We start from the raw sequence: 26,525 nt of genomic DNA, 5'->3' as shown, positions 1-26,525 counted from the left end.
GACGTCGGTCCGGGGTACGACGCCCGGCGGCCCGGTTGCAATCCCTCTCTGCCCGCCGCGGGCATCCGTGCCGGCAAGCCACGCCCGGCGGCGAAGTTCACCTGCGCCCCCGCGGCAGCCGCCGGGCGCGATTGACAGCCGCGGTGCGCCGGATAGACTTGGAATATGTCGGACAAATTAAACATGGTGGGGCTTGGCTTCGATACGCAGGCCGCGCCCGAGAAACGCAAGAATGAATCCATCGCTGACTGGCTTGGCCGCCAGATCGTCAGCGGTGTCTACGCGAGCGGCGATCCCATCCCGAAGGAGATGGATTTCCTTTCGGAAACGGGGATTTCGCGCGGCGCCTACCGCGAGGCGCTGCGCCGCCTGGCGGGCAAGGGCATGCTCGTCACCCGCACCCGCAGCGGCACGCGGGTTACCCCGCGCGAGAACTGGTCGCTGCTCGATCCCGACGTGGTGCGCTGGAGCTTCGAGAGCGGCGCGCCGCCCGATTGGTACATCCGCGCCCTCTACGAGATGCGCGCGATGATCGAGCCGCCCGCCGCCGCCTTCGCCGCCGAGCGCCGCAGCGAGGCGGATCTGGCGCTGTTCCGCGAGGCGCTGCACGCGATGCGCTACTGCGACATGACCGAGGACAGCTGGCACAACGCCGACGCGAGCTTTCACCGGGCGATTCTGATCAGCTCGCACAACCCGGTGCTGCTGTCGCTGCAATCGGGCATCTGCGCCGCCGTCGCCTACACCACCGCCTTCCGCTACCGCGACATGCCCAACCCGCACACCCGCAACCCGGTCGAGGAGCACGCGGCGGTCTTCGAGCGGATCGCGGCGCGGGACCCGGTGGGGGCGCGCCGGCTGATGACCGAACTGGTGGACACCGCGCTGCTCGATTCCAAGGGCACCACGGTGTTCGACCTCGGTTTGCCGACGCTGAAGGTCTGATCACTCCACCTCGACCACCACGCTTTCGATCGCGCCGGTGAACTTGAAGGGCGGCTTGTAGGCGGCGGTCACCGGCTGGCCGCTGTCCTCGCCGATGCCGAAGGTGTCGATGCCGAAGCGCCCCGCGACGGTGGACTCCATGGACCCCGTCGCCACCTCGGTGCCATTCACCGACAGGGTGATCTCGGCGCCCTTGCCGGCCTCGCCCTCGCCGCCCTGGTAGGCGAAGTCGAGGGTGATCTCTGCCGCGCCCTCGGGCAGCGGCTCGCTGCCCTGCACCACGGTGTGCTCCTCGAAGAGGTTGTAATCGAAGATCGGCACCCCGCCCTCGACGTAGAGCGCCATGCCCGCGGCGACGCCGCCGAAGCCCATGATCACCCCCTCGGTTGCCGCGCCCTCGGTCTCGACCTTGGCGGTCAGCGTCCACGAGCGGTTCTTCATCGGCGGTGCGGCGGGCTCGGCGATGCGGATCGCGCCCTCGTAGTAGGTGAAGATCTTTGTGCCCTCGACCGCCCCCGGCACCGGCGGCTTGGCGATGGCGAGCCGCCCCGCGCCCCGGTCATCCAGCGGCAGCACGCCGTATTTCTCGAAGGCCTCGTCGAGCATGGCCTTCAGCTCTTCCAGCTTCTCGGGGTTCTCGGCGGCAAGGTCGTTGGCCTCCGAGAAGTCCTCGTCGAGGTTGTAGAGCTCCCACTTGTCCTGGTCCCAGTTGCCCGGCGCGAAGTCCTACCGCCAGGGGAAGGTGTGCTGGGCGTTGGCCTTCCAGCCGTCGGCGTACATCGAGCGGTTCGAGAAGACCTCGAAATACTGCTGGGTGCGGCCCTTGAACTCGGGGTCGGTGAAGCTGGCAAGGAAGCTCTCGCCCTCGAGCGGCTTCTGGTCGATGCCGTTGACGCTGTCGGGCATGGGGATATGCGCCGCCTCGAGGATGGTCGGCACCACGTCGACGAGGTGCAGGAAGGCGGTGCGCGGCGCGTCGTCATGCTGGATCTTCGCCGGCCAGCTGATCACCATCGGGTTGCGCGTGCCGCCGAGGTGCGAGGCCACCTGCTTGACCCATTGGAACGGCGTGTTCCCGGCCCAGGCCCAGCCGACCGGGTAATGCGGCTCGGACTCCGGCCCGCCCAGCTTGTCGATATTGGCCTTGATGTCCTCGAGGTCCGAGGGGATGCCGTTGAGGTTCATGATCTCGTTGAGCGTGCCGTCCGGCCCGCCCTCGGACGAGGCGCCGTTGTCGCCGACGATATAGACCACCATGGTATTCTCGGCGTCGGGCAGCTCCTTCACCGCGTCGAGCAGCCGCCCGACCTCGTGGTCGGTGAAGGCGAAGTAGCCGGCGAAATTCTCCATGAGGTCGTCGTAGACCTCCTTCTGCACGTCGCTGAGCGTGTCCCAGGCGGGCACCCACTCGGGGCGCGGGGTCAGCTCGGTGCCCTCGGGAAGAAGACCCATCTCCTGCTGCTTGGCGAAGACCTGGGTGCGGTATTCCTCCCAGCCCATGTCGAAGGCGCCGTCGAACTGCTGGCGCCACTCGGCGGTGACATGGTGCGGCGCGTGCATGGCGCCGGGGGCGAAATACATGAAGAAGGGTTTGCCCGGCGCGACCGACTTGGCGAATTTCATCCGCGCGATGGCGCGGTCGGTCATGTCGGTCATCAGGTGGTAGCCCTCTTCGGGCGTCTTGTCGGGCTCGACCGGGACGGTGTTCTCGAAGAGCACAGGGTAGTACTGGTGCGTCTCGCCCGAGTTGAAGCCGTAGAAATAGTCAAAGCCCATGCCCGTGGGCCAGCGGTCGAAGGGGCCGGTGACGGTCTGCTCCCAGTCGGGCGTGTTGTGGTTCTTGCCGAACCACCAGGTGGCATAGCCGTTGTCCTTGAGGATCTCGGCGATGGTCGCGGTCTCCTTCGGCAGCATGGTCGAATAGCTGGGAAAGCCCGTCGCCCATTCCATCAGGAAGCCGTTTCCGGTGCTGTGGTGGTTGCGCCCGGTGAGCAGCGCGGCGCGCGACGGGCCGCAGATGGCGGTGGTGTGGAAGCGCGTGTAGCGCAGCCCCTCGGCGGCGAGCTGGTCGAGCGCCGGGGTCGGGATCAGCCCGCCGAAGGTCGAGGTCTGGCCGAAGCCCACGTCGTCGAGCAGGATGACGATGACATTGGGCGCCCCCTCGGGCGCGGCGACCGGCTCCTGCCAGTCGGCCTCGGAGTCCTCGTAGGTCTCGCCGATGGTGCCTTCGAAGGGTGCCAGCGGCACCGGTAGCTTGCTGCGGTCTGGCCAATCCTGCGCATGGCCCGGCGCAGCAAGGCTCATCACGGCCACGGCAATGAAATATCGTTTCATGTCAGCACCTTTGCTCTCAATGCCTGCGCCGGGCGCTGGCTCGGTCAAAAATTGGTCCTTAAAATTCGCGACCGGCCAACTGTCCGCGTCGCCCCGATTGATTAGCATGGTCGGCACGGTTACGATGCACAGAATTGGGCATTTTTGGAAGGTTTTTCAGCACCATGGGCGAGCCTGAGGATATTTTTCACCGGCGCGGCTGGTTGGCGACGCAGCCGGCCCCGTTCCGGCGTGCCTGGCTCGATGTCGCCGAGTTTCGCGCGGTCCCGCGGGGTGATCGGCTGTACTCTCTGGGGGATCCGCCCGGCGGGGTCTACGGCATCGCCGAGGGCTTCGCCGACGTGCTGGCCGCATCGGGCTATCAGCCGCCGGTGCTCGGCCATATCGCGCGGCCCGGCTGGTGGGTCGGCGAGGCGGCCGCGGTCACCGGCTCGCCGCGCCGCGTCGAGGTCCGCGCCCGGACCGGGCTGACCGTCTGCTATGTCGCGCTCCAGCGGCTCACGGAGCTCGAGAGCGTCTTCCCCGACCTGTGGCGCGCGCTTGGGCAGCTCACCGTGCTGCACCTGGACAATGCGCTGATGTATGCCGCCGCGCTTCTGAAGGGCGACGCGCGGACCAAGATCATCAGCACGCTGGTGCGGCTCGCCGGTCCCGAGATGCCCTATGATGCGCAGATCTCGATCCCCTGCACCCAGCAGGAGCTTGGCGAGATGGCCGGCCTGTCGCGCAACAGCATCGGCCCGGTGTTCCGGACGCTCGAACGTGGCGGGCTGATCCGGCGCGAGGGCTCCGGCGTGATCAGTTTCAACCCGGTGCACCTGGCGCGCGTGATGGAAGAGGACCTTCGGCGCGGCACCGGCTGACCTTGCGACAGGCGGAGTCGGCCCTGTTGAAAGTGACCCGCGGTCAGATTAGGGAGGTCGCGTGCCGCGAGGCCCGGACGAGCAGGAGGCCGAAGACATGGTGCAATATGCAACCGCCGCGGAAGACAAGGAAGCGCGCCGGGATGTCATTCTCGAGGCCGCGCTGGCGCTGTTTCTCGAGGACACCCGCCGCCTGCCCACCGTCGCCGCCGTGGCCGCCCGTTCGGGCTTGGCGAAGGGCACGGTCTACCTCTACTTCGACAGCAAGGAGCAGATCTTCGCCTCGCTGCTGGTACGCGACTGGCGCGATTTCATCGGGCTGATCAGCGGCTATTTCGCCAGCGCCACGGGCACGCCCGAGCAGAGGCTGGCGGGGTTCATCGAGGTCTATGTCGCGCATATCCTTGACCATCCGGCGCTGATGCGGCTCGACTCCATGGGCTATGCCATGCTCGAACCGGCGCTTTCGGACGCGGCGCTGGCCGATTTCAAGCTGCGGTTCTCCGGCGCGCTCGAAGAGGCGGGCCGGGCCATGGAGGCGGCGCTGGATCTGCGCTCGGGCGAGGGGCTGACCCTGCTGTTCCGCACCTATGCGATGACCCGCGGCCTATGGCAGCTCTCCGACCTGCCCGAGGCGGTGCGGGCCTTTCCCGGTTTCGCGGGGCAGCCCTTCGCGCGGGTGGATTTCGGCCGCGACCTGTCGTGCGCGCTTGCCGACTACTGGCGCGGAGCCTGGCAGGCCGCGCGGTCGCCCGCCCGGCCAGAGGCCCAGAACAGCTAGGCACCACCTTTCTGCGCCCGCAAGGCACGGCGGCCACGCCGCGCAAAAAAGGCCCCCACCGATCGCGGCGGGGGCCAGGTCCGGGACCAGGGTTCCCGGGAGGATCGGAAGGGTCAGCCCTTGACGCCCGACGAGATCATCACCGCCTCGGTCACCCGCTTCTGGAAGATCAGGTAGGCGATGACCACCGGGGCGGCGGCCAGCAGCGCCACCGACATGATCCGCGCGTAGGCCACGCCGAAGGCGTCGTTCACCTGGGTGATGCCGACGGGAATGGTCATCATGTCCTCGGTGGTGATCACCAGGAACGGCCAGAGGAAGGCATTCCAGCTCATGATGAAGGTGATGATGCCAAGCGCCGTGGTGATGCCCCAGTTGAGCGGCAGGTAGACCTTGAAGAGCAGCGTGTAGTCGCCGCCGCCATCCAGCACCACGGCCTCCTTCATCTCCTTCGGCACCGCGTCGAAGAACTGCTTGTAGACGATGATCACCACCGGCACGACCAGCTGCGGCAGGATGATCCCGCCCCAGCGGTTGATCAGGTCGAGATCGTTCATCAGCACGAATTGCGGCACCACCAGCGCCTGCGCCGGCACCATGAAGCTGGCCAGCACGATGCCGTAGAGCAGCCGGCGGCCGGGGAATTCCATCTGGCTGAGCGCATAGGCGCACATCATGCCGGTCAGCAGCACCACCGCGGTGATGATCACCGAGGTGCCGATCGAGTTGATGTACCAGTCGATCAGCGAGGTGTTGAACAGCGCATCGACATAGGACGACAGGTTGAATTCGTCCGGCAGCAGCCCCGCCGCCTCCGAGACCACCCGGTTTTCCGAGCGGATCGAGGTGACGAAGGCCCAGTAGAGCGGGAAGATCCAGATCAGCCCGGCAAGCAGCGTGATCGCGGTGAGCGCGAGGTTCTCGAAACGTCTCTGCCGGGTCATTTGTCTTTCCCCCCGATGCGCAGGATCTGGAATTGCAGCACCGAGATCACCACGATGATCAGGAACAGCACCAGCGAGATCGCCGCGGCATAGCCGCCGTGGTTGAGCTGGAAGGCCTCGCGGTAGACCATCAGCAGCAGCACGTAGCTGGAGTTGAACGGCCCGCCCTCGGACAGCAGGTAGACCTGGTCGAAGATCTTCAGTTGCAGGATCAGTTGCAGCGTCAGCACCAGCGCGGTCACCGGCCACAGCAGCGGCCATGTCACCCGCAGGAACAGCTGCCTGCGCGTCGCGCCATCGAGCTTGGCGGCCTCGTAGAGCTCTTCGGGGATGTTGCGCAGACCGGCGAGGAACAGCAGCACGTTGAAGCCGTTGGTCCACCAGATCGTCACCACCGCCACGGCGGGCATCACCCAGAAGGGGTTCTTGAAGACGGGCACCGGCTTGCCGGTGAAGAATTCTATGACCGGTTGCAGGATGCCGAACTGGAAGTCGAGCATCCAGGCCCAGATCTGCGTCACCACCGAGACCGGCAGCACGTAGGGCATGAAGAAGAGCACCAGCGCCAGCGCCTGCATCCGCCCCGACAGCCGGTTCACCGCCAGCGCGATGACCAGTGCGATCACCGTTGTCGGGATCACCGTCAGCAGAACGAAATAGCCGTTGTTCACCAGCGACTTGTAGAACAGCTTGTCGGACAGCAGCCGCGCGTAGTTGTCAAAGCCCACCCAGTCGCCGCCGCCGATCAGCGGCGCGTCGGTGAAGCTCATGCGGACCACCTCGATCACCGGGTAGGCGAAGACCAGCGCGAAGATCGCCACGAAGGGCAGGATCAGCGAATAGGCCACCAGCCTGTGCCGTGACCGGTTCCGGATCATGGCCATGTCGTCAATTCTCCTCCCAGGGGGGTATTCTGCCCCCGCGCGCGCGACGACGCGCGGGGGCGTGGACGCGGGTCGCGCCTCAGTTCATCTTGCTTTCCAGCTCGGATTTCACCTGCTCGATCGCATCGGCGGGCGACAGGTAGCCGTGCATCGCGGGCGAGATGATGTTCTGCGCCGCGTCATAGGCGGGCGAGGCCACGCCGGCGACCTCGCTGCGCGGATCGTAGGTCGCGCCATCGGCCAGCGACGAGTAGGTCGCGTTCGGCTCCATGGTCTTGAACTCCTCGCTCTCGGCCACCGGCTTGTAGGCCGGGATGTGGCCCGCGTCGGCCCATTGGATCGCGTGTTTCTCCATCCAGCCGATCACCTGCATGACCGCCTCGCGCTTGGCGGGATCCATCTCCGTGTCGCCCTGCACGGGGATCGCCCAGGCGTGGCTGTCGGCCCAGGTGGTCTGGGTGTCCATCAGCTTGGGGATCTCCACCGCGCCCCATTCGAAGCCGAGGTTGCCGTTCTTCTCGAGGTCCTTCATCGTCGGGACTTCCCAGACGCCGTTGAGCTGGAACGCCGACTTGCCCGAGGTGAAGAGCGCGACCGAGGCCTCGTAGAGCGCCTGCTCGGGCTGCCAGCCCTTGTCGTGCCAGTTGGTCATGATCTCGAGCGCCTTGACCGCCTTCTCGGCGCTGTCGCCGGGCAGCACCTCGCCATCGTCCGAGATCAGCGTGCCGCCCTGCTGCGAGAGCAGCGTGTAGAACACGCGGTAGGTGCCGCCATCGTCGCCGGTGGCATAGGTCACCGGGGCCTCCGAGCCATTGTCGGCGGCGGCCTGCAGCGCTTCCTCGAAGTCGGCGAGGCTCTCGATGCCGGTCAGCTTGCCCTCGGCGTCGAGGAAGCGCGTCCCCTCGAGGTAGGACTTGTTGTAGTAGAGCACGATCGAATGGATGTCGAAGGGCACCGCGTAGAGCGCGCCGTCCGGCCCCTTGGCCGCGTCGAGCGAGCTGGCGAAGAAATCACCCTCGCTGAGGCCCGCGGCGTCCAGGTCGGCCGCGGTGATCGGGGTCAGCACCCCCTCGCTGAGGCCGAGCGGCATGCGCGACAGATGGTAGGTCATGAGATCCGGCCCGCGGCCCACGGCGGCGGAGGTGCGTACCTTGGTGTAGAAGGGCACGCCCCATTCCAGCGTGGTGCCCTCGATCTGCACGTCGGGGTGTTCCTCGTTGAACTGCTCGATCAGCGCCTTCATGCGCACGCCGTCGCCGCCGGCGAAGAAATCCCACCAGGTGACGGTCTGCTGCGCGAAGGCGGGCATGCCGATGCCGGCAAGCGCCGCGATTGCAGAGACCTGTGCCAATGTTTTCAGTTTCATTCGGTCCTCCTCCTTGACCGTGGGGCGAAAGGCGCCCCGTCCCGTGTCGGTCCGCCCTCCAGCAGACCCTAGCGAAGCCTCACGCCCTCGGGCGTGAAGGCAAAAACCTTGTCCGGCTCGGCGCCGATATTGAGCCGCTGTCCCTCGAGCCGATCGCGACTGCCGCGCCGTTCGAAGACGATGTCCGCGCCCGAGGCCGAGCGGGTGTGCAGGTAGGAATTGCCCCCCAGCTCCTCGGCCACCTCGACCGTCACCGGCAGGCCGCCGGTCTCGGTCGGCACCAGGTGCTCGGGGCGCACGCCCAGCACCACACGGCTGCCCTCGGCCGGTTTCGGCCCGCGCAGCGCCGCGCGCAGAAGGCCCTCCTCGGCCTCTGCGGTGATGGTGCCCTCGTCGCTGCCGGTGACCACGGCCTCGACGAAGTTCATCGCCGGAGAGCCGATGAACCCCGCGACGAAGCGGTTGTCGGGATCGTCGTAGAGATGCAGCGGACGCCCCGCCTGCATCACGTGGCCGCCCTTCAGCACGAAGATGTCGTCGGCCAGGGTCATCGCCTCGACCTGGTCGTGGGTGACGTAGATCATCGTCGCGCCGATCTGCCGGTGCAGCCGGGTCAGTTCGAGCCGCATCTGCACCCGCAGCTCGGCGTCGAGGTTCGACAGCGGCTCGTCGAACAGGAACACCTCGGGCTCGCGCACGATGGCGCGGCCGATGGCGACGCGCTGGCGCTGCCCGCCCGAGAGCGCCGAGGGCTTCTTGTCGAGGTGATCGGTCAGCTGCAAAATCCGCGCCGCCTCGCGCACCTTCTCCTCGCGCTCGTGGCGCGGGGCGCGGGCGAGGCGCAGCGAGAAGCCCATGTTCTCGGCGACGCTCAGGTGCGGGTAGAGCGCGTAGGACTGGAACACCATGGCGACGCCGCGCTTGGCGGGCTCGACATGGGTGACGTCCCGCCCGCCGATCTCGATGGTGCCGCCGCTGCTCTCCTCCAGCCCGGCGATCATCCGCAGCAGCGTGGACTTGCCGCAGCCCGAGGGGCCGACGAAGACCCCGAACTCGCCCTTCGGGATCTCCAGCGACACGTCCTTGATGACGTCATGCGCCCCGAAGGACTTCTTAACGTTCGTCAGCTTCACGCCCGACATGGCTTACACCTTGAGCCGGACGACATGGTAGGACAGCGGCGCGACCGAGCCGCCCAGCGTGCCGTCCTCGACCGCGAGCCCGCTGCCCTGCGCCGGCACGATGGCCTCGCGGCCCGGCCCGTTGGTGGCGCGCAGGTCGTGGCCCTCCATCACCTGGTGGTCCAGAACCGAGGCCCCCTCGAAGCCGGTCAGCGCCAGCCGCAGGTCGGCGGCTTCGGTCAGGTGGCGGTTGACGATGAACAGCGTCACCGTGCCGCCCGCCGTGTCATGGGTCGCCGCGACGTCGAGATATTGCACGTCATCGGCGACCGCGCAGTCGTAGGTCGGCCCGTCCACCGAGACCCGCAGCGCCGTGCCGCGCCCGTAGAGCGAGGCAAGCTGATAGGGCCAGTAGATCGACTGCCGCCAGGCCGGGCCGTCCTTCTCGGCGCGGATCGGCGCGATGACGTTCACCAGCTGCGCGATGCAGGCGATCTTCACCCGGTCCGAGCGCCGGATGAACTCGTTGAGCAGGCAGGCGACGAAGAGCGCGTCCTCGAAGTTGTAGTCTTCCTCGAGCAGGGCAGGGGCCTCGGGCCAGTCCCAGCTCTTCCAGTTCTTCGAGTCCTGCTCGCGCTTGTGGTACCAGACGTTCCATTCGTCGAAGCAGATGTAGACGTCGTTCTTCGCCCGCTTCTTGGCCTTCACGAAGTCGATCACCCCGGCGATGGCCTGGATGTAGCGGCCGGTCTCCTCGACCTTGCCGAAGAAATTCAGCGTGTCGTGGCTGGAATTGCCGAAATACTTGTGCAGCGAGATGTAGTCGACGTTCTGGTAGCATTCCTCCAGCACGCCGCGCTCCCAGTCGGGATAGGTCGGCATCTCGTCGTTGGACGAGCCGCAGACCACCATCTCGGCACCCGGCGTGAGCTGGCGCAGCGCCTTGGCGGTCTCGTCGGCAAGGCGGCCGTATTCCTTGGCCTCCTTGTGGCCGATCTGCCAGGGGCCGTCCATCTCGTTGCCGAGGCACCACATTTTCACGTTGTAGGGCTGCTCCACCCCGTGACTGCGGCGCAGGTCGGACCAGTAGCTGCCCGAGGGGTGGTTGACGTATTCCATGAAGTTGCGCGCATCGGAAATGCCGCGCGAGCCGAGGTTCACCGCCAGCATCATGTCGATGCCAAGGTCCTGTGCCCAGATGGCGAACTCGTTGATGCCGACCTGGTTGCTCTCCTTGCTGCGCCAGGCGAGGTCGAGCCGCACCGGCCGATCCTCCTTCGGCCCGATCCCGTCTTCCCAGTTGTAGGCCGAGACGAAATTGCCGCCCGGATAGCGGATTGCCGGGATCTTCAGATCCCGCACCATCTGCGCGACGTCGCGGCGGAAACCGTCTCCGTCCGCCTGCGGGTGGCCCGGCTCGTAGATGCCGGAATAGATCGCCCGGCCCATGTGCTCGATGAACGCGGCATACAGCCTGTCGTCGATCTTTGCGATTTCAAACGCCCGATGGATGGCAGCAGTGACCCGCATCCGACTCTCCTCCTTATTTGTCCTACAAAAAATAGACCCAGAGACGACCTGTCAACCACTCATGCGTCCGTTAAGGAGATCACCCTGTCCCCGGGGCAGGGACCGCGTCGGCAAGCCGCCGCCTGAGTTAGGCGAGCTTCCGCCAAATACTTCGCGCCTTGCGGGTTTTCGCGCTATCGTCGGGGAATTGCTTTCGTTGCAGGCCTTTGATGTCCAGATTTGCAAGATACCCCGCCGGGTTGCCCTCGCTGTTTCTCGTCGAGATGTGGGAACGCTTCAGCTTCTACGGCATGCGGGCGATCCTCGTGCTCTACCTCGTCGATGCGGTGGAAACCGGAGGGATGGGGCTGCAAACCTCGGAGGCGGTGGCCATCTACGGCATCTACTCGGCCGCCGTTTACATCCTCGCCCTGCCCGGCGGCTGGATCGCCGACCGGTTCTGGGGCGCGCGCAAGGCGATCATCGCCGGGGCGGTGGTGATCATCATCGGCCACATCCTGCTGGCGATCTCCGGCTCGACGGCCTGGATTTTCCTTGCCGGACTTGTCTGCATCGCGGTGGGCACGGGGCTGCTGAAGCCCAATATCTCGACCATGGTGGGCGAGCTCTACGACAAGGACGATGTCGGCGGGCGCGATGCGGGCTTCTCGTTCTTCTACATGGGCATCAATCTCGGCGCGATCCTCGGCGGCTTCATCGCCGGCTATCTCGGCGAGGTCTGGGGCTGGCACTGGGGCTTCGGCGCGGCGGCGCTTGCGATGGCGCTGGGGCTGGTCAACTTCCTCTATGCCGGCAACCGCTCGCTGCGCGGCAAGGGCGAGCGGCCACCGCCCAAGCTGGTCGATGCGGCGACCCATCGGCGCGACCGCATGGTCAGCCTCGGCATCACCGCTGCGGTGGTGGCGCTGCTTGCGGTGCTGATCGGCAGCGGCACCATCGACGTCGGCAGCGCCGAGGGCGTGGCGCAGGCGACGGGCGTGCTGATCGTGACCATCGCCGTGGGCTTCTTCCTCAACATCTTCGTCGCCGGAGACCTCTCGGCCGACGAGAAGAAGCGGATGATCGTGCTGGCGGTGCTCTTCGTCGGCGCGGCGGTGTTCTGGTCGCGCTTCGAGCAGGCCGGATCGTCGCTGTCGATCTTCGCCGCCGAGCTGACCCGCCGCGACCTCGTCGGCTTCGAGGTGCCCGCCTCGTGGTTCCAGAACCTCAACCCGGCCTTCATCATCCTGCTGACGCCGCTCTTCGCCGCCTTCTGGACCTGGGCGCAGGACCGCGGCTGGGAGATCTCGGTCTTCGTCAAGTTCGGGCTGGCACTGGTGCTGGTCGGCCTCGGCTTCTGGATCCTCGTGCCGGCGGCCAAGATCGCCATGACCGGCGCCAAGGTCTCGGCGCTGTTCCTCATCGCCACCTTCTTCATCCACACCTGCGCCGAGCTGCTGCTCAGCCCGGTGGGGCTGTCGACCTTCTCGCGGCTCGCGCCGGAGCGTTTCGTCAGCCAGATGATGGGCTTCTGGTTCGTCGCCGCCTCGCTCGGCAACCTGCTGGCCGGGCTGCTGGCGGCGGGCATGGACACGGAAACCCCCTCTGCCCTGCCGGGGCTGTTCAACCAGCTGTTCTTCGGCAGCGCCGTCGCCGGGCTGGTGCTCATCGCCCTGTCCTGGCCGCTCTCCCGCTGGGCGCTGGCGGGACAGGCCCGGCAACCGGAGGACGGGCCGGCCAAACCCTAGGCCGGGCTCCCCGCGGTGCCCAACCGGCAGGCACCGGGGCAAAGCTTGACGCGCATTGGCATCAGAAATGTACGAGCAGGGCAGTTTCATCCGCTCCGGTCGTGACGCGGGGTGATTTTCATTATACCTATAGATGTAGCGCACCGCGTCGGGTCCGCGGGGGCACCATGTTTCGGTGGTCCTGACCCGGCCCGCGGGGCGTCAAATTTTAACGATCTGTTTAATTAACGCTGCATTTTCGGCGCATGCCGCTCGCGCCTGGACAAATTAACGAATGAGCTCAAGCTCTTGGCGCGATCTTTGAACCAAGGCAGGCCGGGACCGCAGTCCCTGACCGTGATTTTTTGTGGAGAGATTTTTATGGAGGACAGCACCGTGATCAAAGGCGACTCGGAGCATGATGCCAATGGGGCGTCGCGGCGTCACTGGAAGCAGAACCCCGAGGCGGTGCGCGCCAATATTCTCGAGGTCGCCCGCAAGGCTTTTGTCGAGCACGGCCTGACCGGCGCCAAGATCGACGACATCGCTGCGGGCACCGAGACCTCGAAGCGAATGATCTACTATTACTTCGGCGACAAGGAAGGGCTCTACCGCGCGGTGCTCGCCGATGCCTACGCGCGCGTGCGCGCCGCCGAAGACCGGCTGGAACTGGCCAGCCTGCACCCGGTCGAGGCGCTGCGGCGGCTGGCGGAATTCACCTTCGACCACCATGCCGAACACGCGGATTTCGTGCGGCTGGTGATGGTCGAGAACCTGGAAAAGGCGCGCCACATGGAAAGGGCCGGGGACCTCTCCGGGCAGAACATCTCGGCGATCCGCCTGCTCGACCAGATCTATCAGCGCGGCTGCGCCGAAGGGCTGTTCCGCCGCGGCCTGACCGCGCTCGAGCTGCATTGGCACATCTCGGCGCTGGCGATCTTCAACGTCGCAAACCGGGCGACCTTTTCCAGCCTCTTCGGCGACACGCTGTTCCAACCCAAGGGCCAGCAGCAGCTGCGCCGCCATGTCGGCGACATGCTGCTGCGCTTCGTGATGAAACCGGGGCTCTCGGTCGAGGAAGCCTCGGCCCGGCCGATCACCGAGACCCGCGCCATCCACCCCGACATCTACCGCTTCCGCGAGACCTGGGACGCCACCTGGGCAACGCTGCCGACCGAGGGCGACGCCGCCACCCGCCGGCTGCATTTCGAATCCGTCTCGCGCTCCATGCGCCTGCCCAGCCCCGAGGGGGTCGAGACCGACGAAGAGCATTGGATCGACACCGACAGCGGCCCGGTGCGGGTGCGGCTGTTCCGCCCGGCGGGTCAGGGTCCGCTGCCCGCCTTGATCTACCTGCACGGCGGGGCCTGGCGTCAGGGCAGCCCCGAGACCCATTGGAACATCACCGCGCGGCTCGCCGCCTGGTCGGGGCACCTGGTGATCTCGGTGGACTACGCGCTGGCGCCCGAACACACCTACCCCGAGGCGCTGGGGCAGGTGCCCGCGGTGCTGCTCTGGGCCCGCGAGCAGGCCGAGATGCTCGGCCTCGATCCGGCGCGGCTGGCGATCGGCGGCGATGGCGCGGGCGGCAACCTCGCCGCGGCGGCCACGTTGCTCTGCCGCGAGGCGGGCATCGCGCTTTCGGCGCAGCTGCTGATCTACCCGATCTGCGACTTCGACACCGCGCGGCCCTCCTGCACGGAATATGCCGAAGGCCCGCTCTGGACGCTGGCGCAGCTGCTCTCGGCGCATGTGCAATATTGCCCGGACACCCAGCTGCGCTACAGCGATCCACTGGTCGCGCCGCTGCTGGCAAGCTCGCACGACGGGCTGCCGCCGGCCTATCTGGCGCTGGCCGAGCATGACCCGCTGCGCGACAGCGGCATCGCCTATGCCGAGGCCCTGGAAGAGGCGGGGGTGAGCGCGCAGATCGATCCCGGCAAGGGGCTGGTGCGCGACTACCTGCATGCGATCGGCTTCGGCAGCGCCGCCGAGGACCGGCTGCGCGAAATGAGCGCCTGGTTGAAGAAGACGGCGATCTAGCATGCGGGGAAGGGGGGCCTGCGCCCCCCCTTTTCAGAACGCGCTGGTCAGCCCGGCACTGAGCCGCAGATCGCGATAGCTGTAGGCGTCGAAATTGCTCTCGCGCCGCGCCGCCTCGATCTGCACATAGGGTGTGAGCCGTCCGAACAGGAAGCTGTCGGTCTTGTCGATGCGCAGCTCGATGCCGTATTCGGTTTCGTTGCGCGTCTTGCCCAGCACCGGCGAGGCGCCGACCTGGTCGAAGGCCGCGGCATAGACCGACGGCTCGATCAGGAAGCCGCCGCCGACCTCGCTGCGCGCGCCAAGCCGCAGCTCGGCATAATCGTAGGACAGGTCGTCGCGCTCTGCCTGCTGGTGCTGGAGCGACAGGCTGCCGGCGATCTGCGCGCGGCCGCGCAGCGGGCGGATCACCGAAAGCCGGGCGCTCGAACGGGTCACATCGACCTCGGGCACGCTCCCCAGGTCCACCGTCATCAGCTCACCCTCGAGCGTCGTGGTCAGCCCCGAGACGCTTCGCCAGGTGACCCCCACGCCGAGCCCGTAGCGGTCCTCGACCCGCTCGCCGCCGAAGTAATCGGTGCCCGCGATCACCTCGGCCCAGGCCGTCGTCTGCGGCCAGGTCAGCTGCAGGCCGGCGCTCAGCTCGGCCCCCAGCTCGTCCCAGTCGCTGCCGCCGGTCTGGTAAAGATCGCCCTCGGCCGCAACGTAGCCGGTCAGCCCAGCACCGCCGGCAAGCGTGCGCAGCGGCCATTGCTTGCGCAGCGCCCCGGACAGCTCTAGGCCGGTCAGCGGCGCCTCCTCTCGGGTCATCGACAGGACGATCGGCGGATCGCCGAGGACGGACTGGATCTGGTCGCTGTCGTAGCTGCGGCCCGCGCCCTCGGGGGCGCGCAGGGCAAACGAGAACCGCGTGCGCAGCCCGCGCTTCTCGTCGATGGCCCGCATGAAGCGCATCACGTTGGCGCGCACCGACGGCGGCAGGTCCGGGCTCGACAGCACGATGCGGAACTGTTCGCGCGACTGCGCGTAATCGCCGGCCTCGAAGAGCGCCCGCGCCAGTTCGAGGCGGACGCGCAGCAGGCCGGGATCGGTGGCAAGCAGCCTGCGCAGCAGCCGGACGGCGGTCTCGGGCTGGCGCTGCGCCAGCGCGGCCAGCGCCTGCTGGAACCCGGCCTCCATTTCGGCGGCCGCCGGGGCGGGGGCCTGTTGCGCTCGCGCCTCGGCCGCCGGGAGCAGAGCGGCCAGCGCGAGCGCAGCGGCCAGCCCCCAGCGGGGGCCAGCGCGCAGGGCCTTGCGGGCGGGCATGGTCAGCGGCTGACGTCGACCGCGCCGAAGGCACCGATATAGGTGCTGTCGGCGGTGGTGCCCGAGAAGGTGCCGCCGACCTCCTGCGCGTTGCTGCCGTAGAACTGCCCGTCGACCGCGCCGGTCAGCACGCCGGTGTCGATATCGGCGGCGAACCCCGTGCCGCTGACCGTGCCGGCGGCGTAGAAATCCAGGTCCGCCCGGTCGGCGATCTTTGCCCCGGTGAGGGGATCGGCGGTGATCGTGTCGCTGCTGTAGATCTCGACCGTCGAGAAATCGGGCGTGTCCACCGCGATATAGGAGGTGGTGACCGCCACCTGGCCATCGGTGATCACCTGCCCGAGGCTGTCGCCGTAATAGCTGGCACTGCCGGTGGCCGGCATCTGGCTGGCCGAGGTGCGGCTGCCCACCGAGCCGGCTCCGGCGACCCGGCTGGTGCCGGTCATCCCGGTCTGCCAGGTGCCGAAGGTCTGATACTCGTAGCCCTGCTGGAAGGGGTCCGCGGCAACGAGGAACCTGTCGCCATCGGCGCTGGTGGCCAGGAAGCCGCCGTCGATCGAGGTGACGTCGAACGTGTCGCCATTGGCGGTCGAGAGCGTGATCGTCCCCTTGCTGGTGCGGATCGTCGCGCCAGTCAGCTCGCCCCCCGCATAGGTCAGATCCGTGGTGATGTTCCGGTCCAGAACCGGCGCGCCGACAGAGGTGACATTGCCCTCCGCGTCGGTCACGTAGCTGGTCGAAAGCGCCATGCCATTGGCGCGATAGGTGCCGTCACCGGACGTCCCCATGGCGCTGAATGACGTGAAGCCGGGGACAGCCGAACCGCTGTTGGAGCTCTTGCTGCCGTCGCCGCAGGCTGACAGGAGTGCCAGCGCGGCCGTACCGATACAAACGTACTTCATAAATCCTCACAGTATAAAAACGCGACGTGAATTGTGTCGTGGGTCTGTGGTCCGGCGGGAAAATGGCCGGGTCTTGCGCGGGTCCGCCCGAAACGGCGCAGGGAAGCGCTTAAAATTAACTGAATGAACACCGCGCCTCGCGGACTCGTCCCACAAAGTAACCACACACGTTAGGGTTTTGTAAAGAATTCTGGACTAGGCGCTGTCGGCCAGCGCCGACATGTGGCGGCGAAGCAGCGCCGATTGCCGGTAGTCGCGGTTGAAGGTCACCTCGATCCCCAGCCAGGGTGGACGCGGGAAGTCGCTGTCTTCAGACGGCAATTCGATCTCGGCGATCAGGATTCCGTCCAGCACGCCGTGATATTCGTCGATCGTCCAGGCCCGCCCCTCGTGGCTCAGGTGGTGACGGGTCTTCCGAATCGGCGGACCATCGCAATGGTGGGTGAGCATCACCAGCCCGTCCTCACAGGGGATGGTGTATTCGAACTCGTCGCGAGACATGCCGCTGCGCGGCCCCTTCACGCAGAGCGTCGCACGCGTATCGCCGTAGAAACGCACGCGTATCTTGCGGCCATCGCGCAGGGCAATGATGCCGTCGCGCAGCTCGACACGATGCAGGACACGCGGGCGCCAACTGTCCGCTGCGACCAGAAACTTGCGTTCGATTTCCCGTGGCATGGGCAACCCGAAATTGCAGTTCCGGCGAGTGTTGTCGGGTCGCGGACGAAAGGCAAGCCAGCCTTTTGTCATGCCCGGCCTTGCGGATCGGGCCGCGGGGCAACGGGCGGCTTTCTCGGCGGCGCCCTGCCGATCTGCATCTCATGATTGCGGCTGGGATGCGCCGCTCATCCATTGGCGGCGCATCCGGGCGCTCAGGCGGGAATCCGCAGCACCTGTCCGGGGTAGATCTTGTCCGGGTCGCTGAGCATCGGCTTGTTGGCCTCGAAGATCTCGGTGTAGCGCGCGCCCTCGCCAAGCGTGGCCTCGGCGATCTTCCACAGGTTTTCGCCCTCTTTCACGGTGTGGAACACCGGCGCCGGACCCTCGGCCTCATCCTCGACCTCGGCCACGCCCTCGATGTTGCCCACCGCAAGGATCATCTTCTCGCGCGTCTCCTGGTCCTTGGGCTGGCCCTTGATCTTCACCTTCGACGTGTCCGGATCGACCTCGATATCAACGCCGGTCTTGTCGAGCCCGAGCGTGTCGAGTTCCGCCTCGAGCTCGGCCTTGGCCGGAGTCGGCTCGGTGCCGAGTTTCTTGCCCTTGCCCTTGAGGAAGCTGAAAAGTCCCATGCCGAATTCTCCCGTGAAATGCGTGCGATTCAATGACCGCAGTGTCGCGCAGTCGGGCAGGGCCAGCCACCGGAAAATATCGGGGCGGCGGGACTTGGCCTGAGCCGCGCGATGCGCCGGGCGGCTTACTGGAACAGTGCGAGGATTCCCTGTGGCTGCGCGTTGGCGATCGACAGCGCCTGCGTGGCGAGCTGCTGCTGGATTTGCAGCGCCTGCAGCCGCGCGGCCTCCTCCTCCATATTGGCATCGATCATGCCACCGATGCCGGTCTTGAGGTTGTCGACCAGCGCCGAAAGAAAGTCCTGCTGCTTCTCGATCCCCTTCTCCGCGACGCCAAGCCGGGTGGCGGCCGCGATCGATCCCGACAAGAGCCCGTCGGCGGCGGACAGCACGTTCTGCAGAAAGGTGGGTCCCGTCGCGGCGGTGGCATGGGCTTCGAAACCCGTGGCGATGGCGTCGAAGCCCAGCATCAACCGCGTCAGGTCCTCGGACTGGAACGTGGTGCTGGTGGTTGACAGGCTGCCACCGCCGCGGGTGATGCCGGTAACCACGGTCTGCACCGCGCTGACCGTGGCGGAGGTGGTGAGCACGCCAAGCGCGGTCACCGCCGCCGTCCCCGAGCTTGCCCCCGCGGCGTTGACCAGGTCGTTGCCGTTGAAGGTGGCCTGCGCGATGATGTCCTTCATCTGCGACACCAGGCCCTTCAGGTCGGTCTCGATCGAGCCCATGCCACCCTCTGCCCCCTGCGCGAAGGCGAGCCGGTCGACGAACTCTCCGGCGATGTCCTGGAAGCTCTCTGCCCCGAGCCGCGCGGTGGACAGCGAGTTGCGGGTCAGGGTCAGCCCTTCGCTGATCGCGCCATAGACCGAGGCATCGCTGCCCATGCTCTCTGAGATCGCGTAATAGGCGGCGTTGTCCTTGCCGGACGCGACCTTCAGGCCCGTGGAAATCCGCGTCTGCGTGGTCTCAAGGTCCTTGCCGATCTGGGTCAGCGTCAACAAGGCAGACATTGATGAAATATTGGTCCGTACCGACGTCATCACTCATGCTCCAAACACACTCAAGCCGATGTGCCGTTCTGGCTCTTGGCTCGGGACGCAAAACAAGCGCATCCGGGAATTGATATTGACTCACCGGATTAATGCCGGGTTAAAAAATCCACTCAATTAATTGTCGCCAGGATGACACTTGGCATTCGCCCTATGTGGCGCAACACCGGCACGCGCATCAATTCAATCATATCGAGCCAGGAATACAATTACGGCTTGTTCGCGAAAAGCGATCTTCACCGGCGATCCTTTCTCCTTAAGCGCGACTGCCGCCCCCGATCCGGGCGAATGTCGCGGCCGCGACACTCGGGGCGCCACAAGCGGGTCATCCCCTCGACCGGCGGGCAGGGCGGACCTACCCGTTTGGCGAGGTTGGCACTCCTCCGACGCTCAATGCCCATCCCTGCGCGGGTCTGGAGGCACGGGCGCAGGATGCGCTACCTTCAACTTACGCCGCGGAGATCAAGAGATGTTCGCAGAGGCTGGTCGGAAGGAGAGAAGAAAATGGTCCAAGGACTTCTGAAACTCGCAGGATACCGCGTCGAATACGTTTGCGATTGGGGTGTCTACGACCGCCGTTACGGCGATATGGAATATTACGTCAATCTCCCCATCAACCGGGAGATGAAAGTTGCTCCGCCCTGGGCCGAAAAGCGTATCGTGCGCCACTCCTGATTTTCCCCCAAGGCGCGAGTCATTCGCGCGCAGTGCCCCTCGATATTGCCGCCCCGACCACTCCAGGTCCGGGCGGCCTTTTTTTACCCGGCACGGAAACCGCGGGGAGGGGGCGCGATGGATCCCGCGTGGCGTCGGCGGCATTTCTTCCCCGGCCTCGCCGCGATGACCCGCCCGCGCCCGCCAGTTCCGCGTGATGGCGAGCGGGCGCATTGGGCGTCGCCCCGCCCGGCGCATTGCGCCGTCACGGCCTTCGCCCCACCTGCCCGTCACACCGCGATACACGCCTGCGCACCGATCATTGGAATGGCCGACAGTCACGATTGCCCAGCCCCGACCGGGCAAAACCTTTGTGTATGCCGGGGGCGGCGAATGGGGGCGCAAAGCGACCGCCGCAGAACCGGCGGTGCGTCGCAGCCGGGAAGCCCGCCGGACTTACCCTCTCCCGCTGGAAGGCAAGGGGCTCGCTTTTGCGTTCACCTCGGCCGACATTTCCCCGCCGGATCGCGCGAAACGCGCAAACCTGATGTTGCGAACATTCCAAAAATTGCCTGTGAATACTCTTTTCTTGAATAAAAATAAGCCAACATGACCTGGTTACTTTGTGAAAATTTTCCAGGAGGTGACCCGGAAAATTTTCATCACGCCCTTCGGACCTCCAATTCAGATACATGCGATGGTCCCGGAAAAATCCTTTTCAAAGCATGGTGAGACAAGCCGAGCACGCGCGGCGGGAGTTCCGCGTAACACATTGAACACAAATCATATTGACGCAAATTACATTTCCAATGCGCATTCTTGCGTATGCATTGATTGTTTTTTCGTGGCGCAAAACCCAATCGCGTTTCAGTCGCGGATGTGGGGATACGGAGCGGGTGAAGCAAGCGGGCCGGCTGCAAAACATTATCAAAATAATTATTTTTTCCTCTCTTGCCTCACCAAACACATGCGGAAACCTCAAGCGGAAACATGCCATAGCTGTCGATGCCAATTGGTGACCGATAAGAGAACTTGCTTTATTAGCGCCTGAGTTTATATTTGCGGCCATCGGAAGCGGAGACCAAAAAAATGAAGAACGATATAAATCTACAAGACATGAACGAGAAAGAGCTGACGGAACTCGGCAAACGCGTCTCTAAGGCCTTGGCGGATTACGACACCCGCCAGAAAGCCAAGGCGCGCGCCGCTGCCGAAGCGCTAGCCAAGGAACACGGCTATTCTCTTTCGGACCTTCTCGATGCACCGGCCACAAAGGGAAGCAAGGGCGCTCCGAAGTACGCGCACCCGGAAAACCCTTCGCAAACCTGGACTGGCCGCGGCCGGAAACCGAAATGGGTCGAGGCGCATCTTTCTTCGGGCGGCGAACTGACCGAACTCGCGATCGCCTCCTGAGCGCCGCGGGGCGCCGATTGGCAGAAAGAACGGCGCGCCAATCGGGCCGGGGTGGAATTGAACAGCCAGCACAGGACCACCCCCCAGACTTCCCGGAAACGATCCCCTCATGGCGGGCTCGGAGGCGTCTCCGGGCCCGCTTTCCTTGATCGCCAGGCCGCCTTCGCGCGGCCGCCGGACGTCTCAGAACCGGTCGGCGCGGAACGGCGATAGATCGATGCCCGGCGCGCGGCCGGCGCAGAGCGCGGCGACCAGCTGCGCGGTGCCCGCCGATTGCGTCAGCCCGAGGTGGCCGTGGCCGAAGGCGTAGATCACGTCACGCGACGTCGGCGAGGCCGAGATCACCGGCAGGCTGTCTGGCATCGACGGGCGGAAGCCCATCCACTGCGTGCCGCCCGTGGTCTCGAAGCCCGGAAGGAATGTCGCGGCCTTGTCCACCAGGATCTCGGCACGTTTGTAATTGGGCGGCAGCTCCAGCCCGCCCAGCTCCACCGCGCCGCCGACGCGCAGCCCCTCGCCGATGCGGCTGATGACGAAACCGTGGTCGCTGAAGGTCAGGTGGGTGCGCAGATCGAAGCTGGCGGTGGGGAAGGTGGTGTTGTAGCCGCGCTCGGTGTCGAGCGGGATGCGATCGCCGAGCGTGCGGGCGATGCGGTGCGACCACGCCCCGGCGGCCAGCACGACCTTGGCGGCCCGCAGGGGACCGCTGGCCGTCTCGACCTCGACGCCCTGCCCAAGCGGGCGCAGCGCGCGGATCTCGGTGATCTCGATCGTGCCGCCCCGCGCGACGAAGGCCTCGGCGACATGGCGGGTCCAGAGCGCCGGATCGACGGTGTTCATCCACTCGGGCGTGTAGCCTGCATGGGTGAAGCGCCGCGCGACGCCGGGCTGGATCTCGGCGATGGCGTCGGGGGTTTCGAACAGCTCGAACGTTACCCCATGCTGGCGGCGCAGCTCCCAGGACGGCAGGCTCGCGCGGTAGGAGGCCGCGCCCTCGTAGAGCTGCATCTGTCCCTCGCGGCGCATCAGCGGCTCGCCCGAGACCTCGGTGATCAGCCGCTCCTGCGCCGCCTGCGCAAGATGCATCAGCTCGGACTGCGCCTTGACGGCGGCGGCGTAGCGGTCCTTGCGGCTGGCGCGCCAGAACTTCAGCAGCCAGGGGGTGAGTTGCAGGGCGTAGCCGGGACGCAGCGACAGCGGGCCGAGCGGATCCAGCAGCCATTTCGGGGCCTTGCGGATGATCCCCGGCGTCGCCAGCGGCTCGACGTCCGCATAGGCGAAGGCCCCGGCGTTGCCCACCGAGGTCCCGGCGGCGACACCGGCGCGGTCGAGCAGGCGGACCTTGTGGCCTTCGGATTGCAGCGCCAGAGCGGCGGTGACGCCGATGATGCCCGCCCCGATGACAAGAATTTCTGTGTGCTCGGCCTCAGCCATGGCGGACCTCGATCTGCGCGGAATGAAGAGAAGCGCCGCCGCGCGCCGGGAGCAGGGGGCGCGCGGCGGCGGGGGATCAGAGCTCGATGCCGTGCTTGAACGGATCGGCCGGATCGAAGAGCAGCTTGCTTTCCGCCATGACGTAGGCGCGGCCGGTGATCGAGGGGATCACGCCGCCGCTCGGCCCCGCGGCATAGGACAGCCGGTAGCTGCTGCCGATGACGCTTTCCTGCACGATCTCCGCGCCCTCGGCGAGGCGGCCCGAGGCGGCGAGGCACGAAAGCCGCGCCGAGCTGCCGGTGCCGCAGGGCGAGCGGTCGTAGGCATCGTCGGGGCAGAGCACGAAGTTGCGGCTGTGCACCTCGGCGCTGTCAGAAGGCCCGTAGAAGATCACGTGGTCGATCTCGCCGCCGTTCTCGCCGGCAATGCCCTGTGCCTTGAGCGCCGTGCGGGTGGCGACGGTCATGTCGGTGAGCTGGCGGATGTTCGACGAGACCACCGGGATCGGGCTGGGATCGACAAGGAAGAACCAGTTGCCACCATAGGCGACATCGCCGGTCACCGTGCCAAGCCCCTCGACCTCGACCGAGACGCCCGCCTGCGTGCGGCGGCTCTCGACGTTGGTCACGGTGACGGTGTTGGCGTCGATGACCTCGACGGTGACCACGCCTACGGGCGTCTCGATCCGGTGCTTGCCGGGCCCGATCCTGCCCATGTGCGCCAGCGTCACCGCCAGCCCGATGGTGCCGTGACCGCACATGCCCAGCACCGCCTCGGCGTCGAAATAGATGACGCCGGTAACACAATCCGGATCCACCGGCTCCACCAGCAGCGCGCAGACCATCGCGACCTGGCCGCGCGGCTCGAGGCTGACCGAACGGTAAAAGGCGCGGTGCTCGCTCGCCAGCTTCGCGGCGCGCTCGGCCAGCGGCCCGGACCCGAGGTCCGGCCCCCCGTCAAGGATCACACGCGTGGGCTCGCCCCCGGTGTGGCTGTCGATCACATGCATTCGGCGATCACTCCACCCTGTTTGGACCAGGTCGCGAACCAGCGGTTGAACTGGTGGAACTGCGCCTCGCAGAACTTCGCCTGCGACGGCGACAGCGCGTCGGTCTCGTAGATGTTGAGACGGTATTCCTCTTCGCCCTTCAGCACCATCAGGTGCTTGAAATAGAGCACCAGGTCGACACCCTCGTCGAATTTCGCCAGCACCGAGAAGGCCTCGGCGAGCTCGCGGGCGCGCAGGTCGGCCTCGGGGCAGCCGGTCGCGGCGCGGCGCGACAGCTCGACCTGCAGCAGCGCCTCGGTGGGGAAGATCGTGCCGATGCCGGTGATCGCGCCGACCGCGCCGCATTTGACGAAGCCGTGGTAGACCTCGGTGTCGACGCCGACCATCAGGATCACGTTATCGTCCTGCGAGGTGATGTGCTCGGCCGCGTAGCTGAGATCCGCCTTGCCGCCGAACTCCTTGAAGCCGATCAGGTTGGGGTGTTCGGCGCGCAGGGCAAAGAACAGGTCCGCCTTGGTGGCATAGCCGTAATAGGGGCTGTTGTAGATGATCGCGGGCACGTCCGGCGCGGCGTCGAGGATCGCCTTGAAGTGGTTGCGCTGCGCGGCGACCGACAGGCCGCGCGACAGCACGCGCGGGATCACCATGAGACCGGCAGCGCCGATCTTCTGCGCGTGGGCGGCATGGGCGACGGCGGACTTGGTGTTGATCGCGCCGGTGCCGACGATGACGGGCACGCCCGCCTCGGTCAGCCGCGCAACACCTTCCATGCGCTGCGCGTCGGTGAGCAGGGGCCAGTCGCCGCAGGAGCCGCAGTAGACCACCGCCGACATGCCCGCCGCGATCATCTCCTTGCCCTTCTTCACCAGCGCGTCGAAATCGGGCTGACGGTCGGGGGTGCAGGGGGTGAGCAGGGCGGGGATGGTGCCGAAGAAGACGTCTTTGTTCATGGGAATGTCCGTAGGCTAGGAGGGGGTGGAAGGGCGTGTCGGCGCGGGGATCACGCGCGACCGGATGGGGCGGGAGAGGCCGCGCCGCTGTCGATCCAGCGCGGCGGGACGCCGGGCGCGCGCCCGATGCAGGCGGTTTCGGCGCAATCTGCCAGCGACCCGAAGCGCACGGCGCGGTTGCTCAGGCCGGGCGCGTAATGGGCATATTTGCCGGAATTGGTCATCAGCACCTCTGCCGAGGGCGGGAAGACCGGCTCCGAGATCGAGCACCAGCACAGATCGGGCACCAGCGTGAGCCCCGCCGCCTCGAGCCGCGCCTTCACGCCGCTTGCGGTGATCGCCGCCAGCGAGCCGCGGCCCAGGGTGACGATCGCCGCCACCTCGGGATGCACGGTCCGGCCATCCATGAGATCGGCCAGCGCGGCGCATTCGCTCTCCGAGAAGTGCGGGCTGCCGAAAGCGACAAGATCGACCTTCTCCGCCCCCTTGTTGAACTCCCGCCAGAGCCGCGCGAAATCCGCCGGCGTGATGGCGATGCGGTCGGCCTCCGGCGCCGGGGCAAGCTCCGCCTCGGGGGTGATCCCGGCGATATGCAGCATCGGCGAGGCCGAGGTGGTGCCATAGGCGGCGCAGAGCGCCTTGAGGTCATCCTCGGAGGGTGCGCTGCCCTCAAGCCCGCGGATCAGCGGGATGCGGTCGGGCGCGGCCTGGCCGACCAGCCAGCCGAGCATCGGCCAGAAGGCATCGTCGGCGCCCTCGGGCAGGGTCACGTCGAGGATGCGGCGCGGCGCGCGGTTGGGCGTCAGGTAGACCCCGGCGCGGGCGGCGCGCCCGGTGAGCGCGATGCACAGGTCCATGAAGTCGGCGTGCTTGACGGTGCGGGCACCGAGCACGCTGTTGGCGTAGATCACCGCGTTGCTCTCGGCCCAGGCGATGTCCTCGCCCTCCGACGGGCGATCGTCGAGCAGGTAGGGGGCGCAGGTGAAGCTGGGGCGGGCACCCATCTCGACATAGGCGTCGGCGAGCTGGCTGGCGGGCAGGCCGAAGTCCTCGGCCACGCCCTGCGCGCGCCAGTTGGCGTGATCGACCGAAATGGCATTCATCGTCGTCGGCACGCGCACCCGGCCACCCTTGTCGGCCATGGCGCGGGCAAAGGTCAGGAAGGCGGGACTGGCGTAGATGCAGCCGTCGATATGCACGCGGCTGACGTCGACCAGCTCGGTCGCGCCCTGCGCCGCGGCCATGGTGGTGATGATCTCCATCGCCAGCTGCGCCGCCGCGCCATGGGCACCGTCGAGGAAGGCGCGGTCCTGCGCGGTGAGCTGCACCTCGGCGGTTTCCGGCGTCAGCGGCCAGTCGAGCGCCCCGGCACGCAGGCGGTCAGGGGTGATCTCGGCCTGGCTCTCGCCGGCCAGCGCGTCATAGTCGGCGCCGGAGAGGCGCAGCACGGCGATCTCGTGGCCGAAGAGCCGCGCGGCGACCAGCGCGCCGAGGGTCAGGATGTCCTCGCCCTCGCGGAAGACAAGCGCCTTTGGGGCGGCACCGGCGAAGGCAAGTCCAAGCAGCACGCCGCTGCCGGTGCAGGAGCCGCGGCTGGTCGGCATCATCACCACCCGACCCGCAAGCCCCTGCCCGTGCTGCGGATGCAGCGCATCGATGATCCGCCCGGTCGCGGGATCGACCCCACCCCAGACGCTGAGACCCTCGTCACACACCAGGATCGGCCCCTGGGCTGTCGCGGCTACGATCGATTTCGGCATCTCGGGTCCCCTCGGGTGGTCGGATTTCGCCTGACGGATCGGAAAACTCGGCGAAAAGGGGACAAAAACAGTTCCTTTCCGCCGCGTCGGCTTGCTACTGTTGCATTCAACGCAAATATTGGCATAAACGATCAAACGTGGTAAGAAAAGAAAAACTTATGGTCGAAGCGGAAAAAGATGGCGCCGTCTCCGACGGTGGCGGCTGGGAAGCGGAGCGCCAGCAGCTGCGCGACGAGCTGG

Annotated in this window: 23 protein-coding genes; 7 read left to right on the top strand and 16 right to left on the bottom strand. The window is 66.6% G+C overall.

What is annotated here, in order from left to right; translation table 11 throughout:
* The first annotated feature begins 165 nt into the window (after positions 1–165).
* A complete protein-coding gene (locus IQ782_RS24190) occupies positions 166–945 on the top strand; it encodes a FadR/GntR family transcriptional regulator (RefSeq protein ID WP_194137243.1) in 780 nt (259 codons plus the stop codon).
* On the opposite strand, the gene IQ782_RS29980 is transcribed toward IQ782_RS24190, so the two are convergent.
* Together IQ782_RS29980 and IQ782_RS24185 are read right to left on the bottom strand one after the other, a co-directional pair.
* On the bottom strand, positions 946–1,551 hold the full coding sequence (locus tag IQ782_RS29980) for a hypothetical protein (protein WP_240989540.1): 606 nt from the start codon (positions 1,549–1,551) through the stop codon (positions 946–948).
* Positions 1,552–1,671: 120 nt separating this feature from the next.
* The gene (locus IQ782_RS24185; protein WP_240989539.1) at positions 1,672–3,279 is read right to left on the bottom strand and encodes an arylsulfatase; all 1,608 of its coding nucleotides are present in this window, start codon (positions 3,277–3,279) and stop codon (positions 1,672–1,674) included.
* A 203-nt stretch (positions 3,280–3,482) separates the two neighbouring features.
* Here IQ782_RS24185 and IQ782_RS24180 point away from each other — a divergent pair, with 203 nt between their 5' ends.
* Positions 3,483–4,142 (top strand): Crp/Fnr family transcriptional regulator, encoded by a 660-nt coding sequence (locus IQ782_RS24180; protein ID WP_194137242.1) that lies wholly within the window; start codon positions 3,483–3,485, stop codon positions 4,140–4,142.
* 97 nt (positions 4,143–4,239) lie between these two features.
* Positions 4,240–4,923 carry a TetR/AcrR family transcriptional regulator gene (locus IQ782_RS24175; RefSeq protein WP_194137241.1) on the top strand — a complete coding sequence of 228 codons (684 nt, stop codon included), beginning with the start codon at positions 4,240–4,242 and terminating at the stop codon, positions 4,921–4,923.
* Between the two features lie 113 nt (positions 4,924–5,036).
* On the opposite strand, the gene IQ782_RS24170 is transcribed toward IQ782_RS24175, so the two are convergent.
* From IQ782_RS24170 to arfA, 5 genes are all read right to left on the bottom strand, one after another.
* Positions 5,037–5,867 carry a carbohydrate ABC transporter permease gene (locus IQ782_RS24170; protein ID WP_194137240.1) on the bottom strand — a complete coding sequence of 277 codons (831 nt, stop codon included), beginning with the start codon at positions 5,865–5,867 and terminating at the stop codon, positions 5,037–5,039.
* Positions 5,864–6,751, bottom strand: coding sequence for a carbohydrate ABC transporter permease (locus IQ782_RS24165; RefSeq protein WP_194137239.1), 888 nt, complete (start codon positions 6,749–6,751; stop codon positions 5,864–5,866). The genes IQ782_RS24170 and IQ782_RS24165 overlap by 4 nt, the downstream gene beginning before the upstream one ends.
* 79 nt (positions 6,752–6,830) lie before the next feature.
* Entirely contained in the window at positions 6,831–8,117 is a 1,287-nt protein-coding gene (locus IQ782_RS24160) for an extracellular solute-binding protein (RefSeq protein WP_194137238.1), read from the bottom strand.
* A 68-nt stretch (positions 8,118–8,185) separates the two neighbouring features.
* The gene (locus tag IQ782_RS24155) at positions 8,186–9,259 is read right to left on the bottom strand and encodes an ABC transporter ATP-binding protein (RefSeq protein WP_194137237.1); all 1,074 of its coding nucleotides are present in this window, start codon (positions 9,257–9,259) and stop codon (positions 8,186–8,188) included.
* 3 nt (positions 9,260–9,262) lie between these two features.
* Complete coding sequence (gene arfA, locus IQ782_RS24150) at positions 9,263–10,768, bottom strand: arabinosylfuranosidase ArfA (protein ID WP_194137236.1); 1,506 nt, start codon at positions 10,766–10,768, stop codon at positions 9,263–9,265.
* Between the two features lie 209 nt (positions 10,769–10,977).
* Between arfA and IQ782_RS24145 the strand changes: the two genes are divergently transcribed.
* Both IQ782_RS24145 and IQ782_RS24140 read left to right on the top strand, forming a co-directional pair.
* The gene (locus tag IQ782_RS24145) at positions 10,978–12,495 is read left to right on the top strand and encodes a peptide MFS transporter (protein ID WP_194137235.1); all 1,518 of its coding nucleotides are present in this window, start codon (positions 10,978–10,980) and stop codon (positions 12,493–12,495) included.
* A gap of 360 nt (positions 12,496–12,855) precedes the next feature.
* A complete protein-coding gene (locus IQ782_RS24140) occupies positions 12,856–14,517 on the top strand; it encodes an alpha/beta hydrolase fold domain-containing protein (protein ID WP_194137234.1) in 1,662 nt (553 codons plus the stop codon).
* Between the two features lie 33 nt (positions 14,518–14,550).
* Here IQ782_RS24140 and IQ782_RS24135 read toward each other — a convergent pair whose 3' ends face one another.
* From IQ782_RS24135 to IQ782_RS24115, 5 genes are all read right to left on the bottom strand, one after another.
* Positions 14,551–15,822: a surface lipoprotein assembly modifier gene (locus tag IQ782_RS24135; protein ID WP_194137233.1), complete on the bottom strand. Its 1,272-nt coding sequence runs from the start codon at positions 15,820–15,822 to the stop codon at positions 14,551–14,553.
* 2 nt (positions 15,823–15,824) lie between these two features.
* Positions 15,825–16,724 (bottom strand): transferrin-binding protein-like solute binding protein, encoded by a 900-nt coding sequence (locus IQ782_RS24130; protein WP_194137232.1) that lies wholly within the window; start codon positions 16,722–16,724, stop codon positions 15,825–15,827.
* A gap of 195 nt (positions 16,725–16,919) precedes the next feature.
* Positions 16,920–17,402, bottom strand: coding sequence for a CYTH domain-containing protein (locus IQ782_RS24125; RefSeq protein WP_194137231.1), 483 nt, complete (start codon positions 17,400–17,402; stop codon positions 16,920–16,922).
* A 194-nt stretch (positions 17,403–17,596) separates the two neighbouring features.
* Positions 17,597–18,016, bottom strand: coding sequence for a peptidoglycan-binding protein LysM (gene lysM, locus IQ782_RS24120; RefSeq protein ID WP_194137230.1), 420 nt, complete (start codon positions 18,014–18,016; stop codon positions 17,597–17,599).
* A gap of 125 nt (positions 18,017–18,141) precedes the next feature.
* Positions 18,142–19,056 carry a flagellin N-terminal helical domain-containing protein gene (locus IQ782_RS24115; protein ID WP_194137229.1) on the bottom strand — a complete coding sequence of 305 codons (915 nt, stop codon included), beginning with the start codon at positions 19,054–19,056 and terminating at the stop codon, positions 18,142–18,144.
* Between the two features lie 513 nt (positions 19,057–19,569).
* On the opposite strand from IQ782_RS24115, the gene IQ782_RS24110 reads away from it, so the two are divergent.
* Complete coding sequence (locus tag IQ782_RS24110) at positions 19,570–19,740, top strand: hypothetical protein (RefSeq protein ID WP_194137228.1); 171 nt, start codon at positions 19,570–19,572, stop codon at positions 19,738–19,740.
* 1,068 nt (positions 19,741–20,808) lie between these two features.
* Complete coding sequence (locus tag IQ782_RS24105) at positions 20,809–21,132, top strand: H-NS histone family protein (RefSeq protein ID WP_194137227.1); 324 nt, start codon at positions 20,809–20,811, stop codon at positions 21,130–21,132.
* Positions 21,133–21,315: 183 nt separating this feature from the next.
* On the opposite strand, the gene IQ782_RS24100 is transcribed toward IQ782_RS24105, so the two are convergent.
* The 4 genes from IQ782_RS24100 to lhpI form a co-directional block, all read right to left on the bottom strand.
* On the bottom strand, positions 21,316–22,566 hold the full coding sequence (locus IQ782_RS24100) for an NAD(P)/FAD-dependent oxidoreductase (RefSeq protein ID WP_194137226.1): 1,251 nt from the start codon (positions 22,564–22,566) through the stop codon (positions 21,316–21,318).
* A gap of 76 nt (positions 22,567–22,642) precedes the next feature.
* Positions 22,643–23,575: a 4-hydroxyproline epimerase gene (locus IQ782_RS24095; protein ID WP_194137225.1), complete on the bottom strand. Its 933-nt coding sequence runs from the start codon at positions 23,573–23,575 to the stop codon at positions 22,643–22,645.
* The gene (locus IQ782_RS24090) at positions 23,566–24,525 is read right to left on the bottom strand and encodes a dihydrodipicolinate synthase family protein (protein ID WP_194137224.1); all 960 of its coding nucleotides are present in this window, start codon (positions 24,523–24,525) and stop codon (positions 23,566–23,568) included. The genes IQ782_RS24095 and IQ782_RS24090 overlap by 10 nt, the downstream gene beginning before the upstream one ends.
* Before the next feature lie 50 nt (positions 24,526–24,575).
* Positions 24,576–26,285, bottom strand: a complete 1,710-nt coding sequence (gene lhpI / locus IQ782_RS24085) for a cis-3-hydroxy-L-proline dehydratase (protein ID WP_194137223.1) — start codon at positions 26,283–26,285, stop codon at positions 24,576–24,578.
* Between the last annotated feature and the right edge of the window lie 240 nt (positions 26,286–26,525).

The organism is Salipiger mangrovisoli, assembly GCF_015223355.1.
In the GTDB taxonomy this organism is placed as follows: domain Bacteria; phylum Pseudomonadota; class Alphaproteobacteria; order Rhodobacterales; family Rhodobacteraceae; genus Salipiger; species Salipiger mangrovisoli.
This window is presented reverse-complemented; position numbering and strand designations above follow the sequence as displayed.